The following is a 7657-nucleotide window of genomic DNA, read 5'->3' as shown; positions in this document are numbered from 1 at the left end:
CGGAAACAAACCGAAATCTTCTCATCACACACTTCGGCCCTGCCGAACACGGGCCGCCACCAAGCGGCCCTTTTGTTTTGCTAGGATCGAGATAAACAACGGGATTTTGCTGACGCAAAACCCGGACCGGATTAAACGGGATTTTGCCTTCGGCAAAACCCGGAAAGAGCGGATAAATCCCATAGGGATTTACCGCGATGACGGATAAACCGCTTAGCGGTTTACCTAGTTGGCGCGGGGTGGAGCAGCCCGGTAGCTCGTCAGGCTCATAACCTGAAGGCCGCAGGTTCAAATCCTGCCCCCGCAACCAAACATCCAAAAAGCCCGCAGGACACAAACGTCCGCGGGCTTTTTGACGTTCTAGGCACAGCCCTAGCCAATGCGTCGGTCCACCCTCCGGACCACGACGGAAGACGGCAAGGCAGACCAGCTTCTCAAAATTACCCGTCGAAATCCCAATCCTCCAAGGCCAGCCAAGTGCGGGTCTCCTCGATGATCTCGTTCGACAGGCGGATCGCCGGCAGTACATCAGCGCCCCCAACGACCGATCGGTCTCCCCTCCCGACGCAATCCTGGCGCGGTTGAGAACGGTGAGTAAACCTTTTAGTTGCTAAATTTCTTTGTTTGCCCTTTCAAATAACCCAAACCGGGCGCAGCCAGGCGGTCACGTCGCCCGAACAAAGCCACCTGAAACCAGCGTGATAGAGTTTGCATGAAACACATCACCATTCCGACCGACAGCTTCCTGGATGGCCGTCGATTTCCCGCAACGACCCTGCGCCTGGCTTTGATCTATGCAGCCGCCGAGTTGCTGATCAGTAGTCCGATCTGGCTCACTATCGGTGACAATCCCCTCAAGCCGTTCCTTGGCAAGCTTGTCCTTGAAGCGGTCTTTGTCGTTCTGGCCATTCTGTTTGCGCTTCTGATCAGCCGCATGAGAAGGCAGCGCTATGCCACGCAAATTTTCGTGTGCCTGCTGCTTTCCCTGGTCAGCTCCCTCGGTATGTCGCTGCTGGACTACTACCTCTACACGCTGATCATGTCGCCCGTCGTCGTGCCGTTCAACATCATCGATTACGGCTATGCTGTCTGTTACCGCATGTCGATCTTCTTTGGCTGGTCGTTTCTCTTCGTGGCGTTGCTCAATCACATGGACGTCCGCGATCGGGATCTGAAACTGATTGCCTCGCGCGAAGAGGCGCTGGCGGCGCAGATGCGTGCCTTGCAATATCAGATAAACCCGCATTTCCTCTTCAATACGCTGAACTCCATCACCGGCCTGGTGGAGGAGGGGGCATCGCAGCGGGCCGAGCGGATGATCATGTCGCTCTCGGGGTTTCTGCGGTCGACGCTGCAGCTCGATCCGATGCGCGAATTGCGGCTTGCGGACGAAATGGCTCTGCAGAAAGAGTATCTCGATATCGAGAAAGAGCGGTTTTCGGATCGAATGGTCGTTCGTATCGACATCCCTCCCGAACTCGAGGGTGCCATGGTTCCAAGCCTGATCCTGCAGCCGCTGGTCGAGAATGCGGTGAAGCACGGCGTCGGCCGTTCATTCGGCGAGGTCGAAATTCACATCCGGGCGGCCCGGGTCGGAGGGACGCTCAATCTGTCCGTCGAAAACGACGTTGCCGCGTCCGCTTCCGGCAAGGCGGGCGAGGGCCTCGGCATTGGCCTTGCCAATGTCGCCCATCGGGTCAGGACGCATTTTCCGGAAGGTGCATCATTGACCGCCGGTCATGTCTGGCCGACGCGCTATCGCGTTTCGCTGCACATGCCGCTGAGATTTGCACAAGCTGACGCATAGGTGGCCGAAACCGGCAGAGAACCTCGGCAACCGATGTGGTTGATCCGTTCGCCCTCGTCGGGGCCGGAGGGAAATCCGGCCCGACAGGAGATCGTCAACTGAGATCGGCGCTCAATCGGGGACCACGTCCCATTTGTCGTCGGGATCGAAACGATCGATGAAGGGCACGATCTGTTCGGTGCTCGGCCCCAGGTCCCGCTCGTAAACAATGCCCTGCTGGTTGACGACGAAGGTCTTGACGCCGGTCTCGGCATAACTGACCGGCCAGGCGATCAAGGCGAAACCACCGATCATATTGCCGTTGATAACATAGTCATAACGGCCGCCGGCAATGTTATCGCCTTGCGATGTCACGATCCGGAAGCGGTAGCCGAAATAGCCTTGGCCGGCCTTGGCCTTTTCCAATGCTGCCTCGCTGATCGAGTCGCCGACCGGGCTTTCGCCATCGCCCTGATCGGCCGGCCAGTAGAGCCCGTCCGTCTGGCCAGGCGTGCTGATCAGCTTCTGGGCATATTCGAGCACGCCATCGGCGTCGCGATCCTGCGAGGCGTATTCCTTCTGCGCATCGACATAGGCCTGTACCGTATCGATCGCCTCGAGCTCGTTCTCGCCGACGCGGCGATTGACGATCTCCTCAAGCCCGACATAGGTGTCGAAAGCCCATTTGCCGTCCTCGCCCTTGGTGATCGGGAAGGGCAGGGGCCAGAGCCGATCGCCGATCTGGATGATCTTGCGTCCTTCGAGATCGCGCACGACGACATTGCGGGCGGCACCTTCGCGAATGAGCGCGAAGGTATCCATCGCCCCTTCACCGGCCTTCAGCTTCTCCGCATTGAGCCCCAGAAGCTTTGCCAGACCGTCGAAATCGTTGGCGGCGAGCTTCGCCTTGAATTCCTCGACCGCCTTGGCGGGATCATCGAAGACCGGCGGATCCTCGTCGGCAGCATAGGCATCGAGGCCCGCAGCCATTTGATCCGTTGGCGCCTGTTCCGCCGGGGTCTGTGTCTGCGAGAAAGACGCGTTGAGTGGCACGGCGGCCAGCGTGAGGGCGATCGCCGTTCCGAGGAGAAGCGGATGAAAGAGCTTTGCCATGGTCGTTCTCCTATGATCCGTTCAACGTCTGCGTCCGCCGCCACCGCGACCACCACCGCCACGGTGCATTGGCGGTCTGCCGCCGCCGCGGCTCATCTGTGGCCGCCCGCCCCCGCGGTGGCCACCGCCCATGCTCTGACCGCCGCGGCGTGATGAGTTGATTTCACGCCGCCCGGGATTGACGTTGCCGAGGCCCGACGGCCTGTTCGGTCGGTTCTGCGCCTTGGCGGCCATCTTCTTCTTGCCACCCTGACGGTTCACTTGCGAAGGCTTTTTGCCGCCAGGGCGGTTGAGGCTCGGCTTGCCGTCGCCGGGCCGCGCTTTTGCTACCCCCTGCCCGCCACCACCGGGCCGGGCTGCCGGCCTCTGCTGGGCCTTCAGCCCATCGAGTGTGCTCTTGCGCACGTCCCGGATCTGACCGCCGCCACCACCACCAGGCCGCGCGTTCGGCCGATCGCGGTTGATCTCTGCGGCGCGGTTGCGCAGGTTGTTGTTGCCGTTCGCCTTGATGTTGTTCTTGATGCTGTTTCGGTCGAAATGCTGAAGCTGGTCGCGGTCGAAGTTGATCTTGCTGCGATCGACATTCTTCCAGTCGATGTCGTTCCACTTCACCTTGCCGTTGATGTTGTTGAAGCAGTTGTTGCAGTCGATGTCCATGTCGCCGCCGTTCCAGCGGCCGCCCCAGACGCCCCAGTCGTCCCAGTCGACGATCGCCGCGAAGGCCGCCCCAGTCACCGCGCCGGCGAAGAAGGCCGCACCCGGATACCAATAGGCCGGATAGGGTTCTTCGTAGTAGCCGATCGGCGCCGGTGCATAATTCGGCTCGTACAGCATCTCCGGCGGATACTGCGGCACGTAGATCGTTTCAGGGTTGGCTGCCTGGATGATGACGTTGTCGCCTTCCTGGACCACCTTCACCTTGTCGTCGCTCTTGATGATGTTCTTGGCGACCGCCTCGTCACGCAATTGCTGTATCGCGATCAGCACGTCTTTCTGCTGATTGGCGATCGCGTCGCCGAAAGACTGCGTCCACTCGAGGTCTTCGCTCATCATCTTAACGATCTGGGGGTAGTTGAGCAGCGAAATGACGCTACCGTCCCAATCGTCCTTTGGTTTCATGTCCGGCTTCTTCTGGCGAGCCTCCAGGAACCGTTCCGCCTCGACGATCTGCAGCGGATAGAGCGCGGCAGCGGAAATAAGCGCCACCAGCTCGTCCGGATAGAGCGCGATGCGTGCGACCAGAACTTCGAGCTCGTCGTCGCTGAGGGGTTCCGGCGCCGTCTGCTGCTCAGCGGCTGGCGCACTCGCCGTCTGCTGGGCCATGACGGCCGTGATGGGCGTTGAAACCAGTATCGTCACTGCGCTGCCGAGCGCGATGATCGTTTTCCGGATCATCTATCCAGCCTCCCTTTGTTGGCTGAGGCGCGCGGGCGCTTGGACAAGCGCGCGTGACAGCCCCCCTGTCGACGCTTCTGCTGCAACCAGTGCTTGATGCGGTCGCAGCTTATATTTCTACTGCCGTCTGTCACAGGTATCTCTAGAGGAGGGTAGCCGATGGGGAAGGCCGAATGACGTATGCTACTGTATGTTACTGCCTATCGGCCATCGCCGGGGTACGATCCGCATGACTGTTGCACGGGGGGAGGTATGCTGGCTGCTGCGGGTCGCGGGAGGGCGGGTCCCAGGCATATGGATTTGGCGATAGGCGGGGCCGTCGAGAAGCTCAGCGGTGCATTGATTTGCCACATCAAGGGGTGAGGGGCGAGAATGGTTGATGATCCTTCCCGAACGGGCGCGGTTCGCGAGGGACCGGCCGGTCCTCCGTCCTTCGAGGCGAAGATCACCGATATCGCCAGGATCGGCATCGTCGGGCTTTTTGCCTATTGGTCCCTGACGCTGATTGCGCCATTCGCCATCATTCTCATCTGGGCGGCCATCCTTGCCGTGGCGCTCTACCCGGCCTATGCCCGACTTGGCCGCCTTCTCGGCTCGCGGCGATTGGCTTCATTTCTCATCACGCTGACCTGTCTGGCCGTCATCGTCGCCCCGTTGACCGCGATTGCGGTCAGCTTTGCCGAAGGGCTCCAGGCGCTGCTCGCAAAACTTGCCGACGGTTCGCTCAGAGTGCCGGTACCACCGGAATATGTTCGCGAGTGGCCGATCGTCGGTGAACGGGTTCATGCCGCCTGGAGCATGGCATCGGATAATTTCGAAGCTCTCCTGAGCAAGCTCGAACCTTCGCTGGTGCAGGCGGGCAGCAAGGCGCTCGGCAAAATTGCGAGCATCGGCGCCGAGGTGCTGAGCTTCGTGGTGTCCGTCTTGGTGGCCGGTTTTCTTTTCGGCTCCGGCGAACGGCTGGCGGAGATGGCGCAACGTTTCTCCGGCAGGATCGGTGGTGACAGGGGCATCGGCTTCCTGCGTCTGGCGGCAGCGACGATCCGCAACGTGGCACGCGGGGTCATCGGCGTCGCGTTGCTGCAGGCCTTTCTCTGTGCCTTGGTGCTCGGCCTGTTCCATGTTCCGGCGCCGGGTGCGATCGCATTCGTCGTGCTTGTTCTCTGCATCATCCAGATCGGGCCCGCGCTGGTCCTGCTTCCGGTGATCATCTGGGCCTGGGTAACGATGGATTTCGGTCCAGCGCTGCTTATGACCATTCTGCTGGTCCCGCTCTTCGTCATCGACAATGTGATGAAGCCGATCCTGGTGGCTCGCGGACTTTCGACGCCGACGCTGGTCATCCTGCTCGGGGTGCTCGGCGGCACGCTTTCCTACGGGCTGATCGGCCTCTTCCTGGGCCCCATCGTCCTCAGTGTGGTCCACGATCTGCTGATGGTCTGGATGCAGGGGGGCACCGTACGCGAAAAACCCCAATCCGACGCATCGCAATCGCCGCGGCCGGTTTGAGCCGCGCCTTGGTCAGTGGATCGAACTGTCTGTGCGTGCCTGTTCGAATTCGGTTTCGGGAATCGGCACGCCCGCCTTGCGCAAGCCATCAACAAGCTGTTGCCGATCCTGCGGACGGCGCAGCCTCAGAGCGACCTCCTGTGGGATACCTTCAAGCAGGCCTGGCAGGTTGGTTTCGATCCACGTCCTTTCTTCCTGCGCCTGTGCATCTTTGCCAAGCTTGCCCAGCGTGGCCAGAAGCATGACGCGGGAGAACGGATGGGTGCGAAGATCGGCCATGCGCGCCCATCGCTCGGCGGTGACATAGTCGCCCCCGAAGTAGGAGCAGACCGAAAGCGCTCCTTCGAAATAGCGGGCGGGACCAAAGTTGCGGGCGACGCTTTCCGACAGCAGCTTGCAGCCGGAATCCCATTGGCCTGAAAGCGCCAGCCGGAACCCGTATTCGCCGGCGAGCTCGGCGTCGTTGGGATTGATCGCAAGTGCGCGCGCGCCGACGGCCAGGGCAGCATCGACATCGCCGCGGAAGAACAGGGCAAGCATTCGCGCCTCAAGGGCGCGCACGTCCTGGGGATCCAGTTCCACAGCACGGGCTGCAGCTTCGGTTGCCCGCTCCAGCGTTACCGAGGAGGAGCGATCGAGACGATCCTGGAAGGCGTCGATATAGGACATCGACAGCAAGGCCCAGGCCGTCGCGTAGGTTGGCACCTGTCGCGTCGCCTGTTGCAGACATTCCTGCACCCCGGCTTGGCCTTGCGCACCGACGTCGCCGCGATGGCCGTAATAGCTCAAGGTGCAGGCATAAGCTTGCCAGTCATCGGGAACTGACTGTTTGAACGCCGTGGCGTTTGCCTGGAAAATGGCACCATAGGGCTGTGCCACGGCTCCAGCCACAGCGGCGGCCGCCTTCACCTGCAGGTCGATAGTCTTGCCGGTTTCCAGACGCTCGTCGTAGGCATTCGTCCATACCACCGATCCATCGGACCGCTGGATGAGTCTCGCCACGAGCCGCAGTCTTTCGCCGTCGAACCGGACCCGACCCTCCAGGGCAAAGACCGGACCACCCTGCGGCGAGGCATCGGGCCCTTCACGGGTGGTGACGGTGATCTCCTTGAACTTGGCGATGTTGCCGACGACCTCGTCAGTGAGCCCGCGGGCCATCATCGCCGATTGGGAGGTTCCTGACAGGTCTTCAAATGGTGTGACGACGAGCTTCGGGATCGTCGGCTGCAGGCGAACGATCGATTTGTCATCCTCGTGAAGGAGGAGCGCCCCGGCTGTCAGGCCACCACCGACGCAGACCATGGCTGCCGCCGTGAGCCAGGCTCCTCGCCGGGTGCGTAGCGTGGCTGGTTTTTGTGCGGCACTTTCCTTGGCTTCCGTGTGCGACGGGAGCCACGCATCGATGCGCCGTTCGAAAGTTGGCACGTAAGCGCCCTTGGGGATGCTGATGACGATCGGATCGGTTCGCCCGGCAACGAGGTAGTAGCGTTCGAGCGCCCGGCGAATGCGGCCGGCTTCGATCCGCACCGCCGGATCCGTCTGCGGGTCGAAAGAGGAATCCCGGCCGAAGACCTCGGTTGCAATCGAATAGGCCTTTATGCGATCTCCTCGGCCCGCAATCGTTTCCTCGATGACATAGGTCAGGAATTTGCGATCACGCTCCGGCGCATCGAACTCGGCGCTGCGGCGAATTCGATCGAGTTGTGCCAGAATTTCCGCGTCGGTGGGTGGGGCAACTGCCGACTTGACCCGGCTGTCCTGCCGACTTTCCATGGTCATGCACGCTCCCATGGTCACAATGTGAGATTGTATCCGGCGGTACTGTAAGCTCCGGTATACTACGTCTCCACCCGG

Annotated in this window: 6 protein-coding genes and 1 tRNA gene; 4 read left to right on the top strand and 3 right to left on the bottom strand. The window is 61.3% G+C overall.

The window, feature by feature from the left end; all coding sequences use genetic code 11:
• From BLU35_RS35930 to BLU35_RS15385, 3 genes are all read left to right on the top strand, one after another.
• Nucleotides 1-208, top strand: a 208-nt coding sequence (locus BLU35_RS35930) for a hypothetical protein (RefSeq protein ID WP_210185140.1), incomplete at its 5' end; no start/stop codon positions are given.
• 25 nt (nucleotides 209-233) lie between these two features.
• A tRNA-Met gene (locus BLU35_RS15390) sits at nucleotides 234-310 on the top strand.
• A 402-nt stretch (nucleotides 311-712) separates the two neighbouring features.
• On the top strand, nucleotides 713-1807 hold the full coding sequence (locus BLU35_RS15385) for a sensor histidine kinase (protein WP_210185139.1): 1095 nt from the start codon (nucleotides 713-715) through the stop codon (nucleotides 1805-1807).
• A 111-nt stretch (nucleotides 1808-1918) separates the two neighbouring features.
• Here the strand turns inward: BLU35_RS15385 and BLU35_RS15380 are convergent, their stop codons facing one another.
• Nucleotides 1919-2899: a DUF2950 domain-containing protein gene (locus BLU35_RS15380; RefSeq protein ID WP_093233608.1), complete on the bottom strand. Its 981-nt coding sequence runs from the start codon at nucleotides 2897-2899 to the stop codon at nucleotides 1919-1921.
• Between the two features lie 21 nt (nucleotides 2900-2920).
• Nucleotides 2921-4294, bottom strand: a complete 1374-nt coding sequence (locus BLU35_RS15375; RefSeq protein WP_093233607.1) for a DUF3300 domain-containing protein — start codon at nucleotides 4292-4294, stop codon at nucleotides 2921-2923.
• A 372-nt stretch (nucleotides 4295-4666) separates the two neighbouring features.
• Here BLU35_RS15375 and BLU35_RS15370 point away from each other — a divergent pair, with 372 nt between their 5' ends.
• Complete coding sequence (locus BLU35_RS15370; RefSeq protein WP_093233606.1) at nucleotides 4667-5803, top strand: AI-2E family transporter; 1137 nt, start codon at nucleotides 4667-4669, stop codon at nucleotides 5801-5803.
• 12 nt (nucleotides 5804-5815) lie between these two features.
• On the opposite strand, the gene BLU35_RS15365 is transcribed toward BLU35_RS15370, so the two are convergent.
• A complete protein-coding gene (locus BLU35_RS15365) occupies nucleotides 5816-7582 on the bottom strand; it encodes a hypothetical protein (RefSeq protein WP_093233605.1) in 1767 nt (588 codons plus the stop codon).
• Nucleotides 7583-7657: the final 75 nt, after the last annotated feature.

Source organism: Sinorhizobium sp. NFACC03, assembly GCF_900103435.1.
In the GTDB taxonomy this organism is placed as follows: domain Bacteria; phylum Pseudomonadota; class Alphaproteobacteria; order Rhizobiales; family Rhizobiaceae; genus Ensifer.
This window is presented reverse-complemented; position numbering and strand designations above follow the sequence as displayed.